This window comes from Oleiphilus sp. HI0043 (assembly GCF_001634935.1).
This window is the reverse complement of sequence record NZ_LWEY01001328.1, coordinates 1-1,039: the sequence shown is the minus strand read 5'-3', so window position 1 is coordinate 1,039 and position 1,039 is coordinate 1. Positions and strand designations below refer to the sequence as shown.

Below are 1,039 nucleotides of genomic sequence, written 5' to 3'. Positions count from 1 at the left end.
ACGGTTCGGGCGCAGCGCTTAGCTAGTTGTTCGTCATGCGTTACGAGTACAAGGGTTGTTCCCAACTGAGAGTTCAAGGAAAAAAGCTGTTCTACAATTTGTTGCCCTGTATTACTGTCGAGATTGCCGGTAGGCTCGTCTGCAAACAATATTTTTGGCTCAGAAGAGAAGGCTCGAGCGATAGCAACACGTTGTTGTTCACCACCCGAAAGCTGTTTAGGGTAGTGATGGATTCGATGGCTCAGGCCAACCTTGTCCAGCCAGTCTAGTGTTTTCTCTTCAGTTTGGCGGGCGTTATACCTGCCAGACATTTCTATCGGCAGGCTGACATTTTCATAGGCCGTCAGGCCGGGAAGCAGCTGGAAGCTTTGAAAGACAAAGCCTACCCCCTTTGCTCTGACAGATGATCGTTGATCTTCATTTAACTGGTGTAACGCTTCGCCCAAGAGGTAGACTTCGCCTGATGAACTTTCATCAAGCCCGGCCATAATTCCTAGCATTGTTGATTTGCCGCTACCTGACGCGCCAACGATGGCGACAGATTCTCCTTGCTTGATTTCAAGTTGAATGCCTTGCAAGATATCAAGCTGTTCTGAACCGGTATTGACCGACTTACATACATTATTGAGTTTCAGTAGGAGATTTTCTTGAGTGCTATTTTCAGGCATATTCAATCACAAAATAGTTGTCTAAACAGAATGGGGTTTGCGATGCACATGCAGCTAGGTCGTTATTTTATTATTGGCTGCCTGCTTCTACTAAGCAGCTTAACGTATGCGGCGGAAATAGAAAAACCGTTACCGGTAAAAAATACTGTTCCAGTTCAAAAGGCTGCAAGCATTCTAGTGGTGGGTGACAGTATTAGCGCGGCCTTTGGTTTGGATAAGAGTAAGGGCTGGGTAGCGCTGATGCAGCGTGAGCTGGGCGATAACTATCGCGTGATCAATGCAAGTATCAGCGGTGATACCACTACCGGTGGCCGTTATCGTTTAGGTAAGGCCTTATCAACTCATCAGCCCGTTATCGTCATTATTGAACT

Annotated in this window: 2 protein-coding genes; one reads left to right on the top strand and one right to left on the bottom strand. The window is 46.8% G+C overall.

Annotation, left to right across the window (positions count from 1 at the left end; genetic code table 11):
* On the bottom strand, positions 1-668 hold a 668-nt coding region (locus tag A3729_RS17770), incomplete at its 3' end, for an ABC transporter ATP-binding protein (protein WP_068634140.1).
* Between A3729_RS17770 and A3729_RS17765 the strand changes: the two genes are divergently transcribed.
* Positions 648-1,039, top strand: a 392-nt coding sequence (locus A3729_RS17765; RefSeq protein ID WP_231877459.1) for a GDSL-type esterase/lipase family protein, incomplete at its 3' end; no start/stop codon positions are given. The genes A3729_RS17770 and A3729_RS17765 overlap by 21 nt on opposite strands.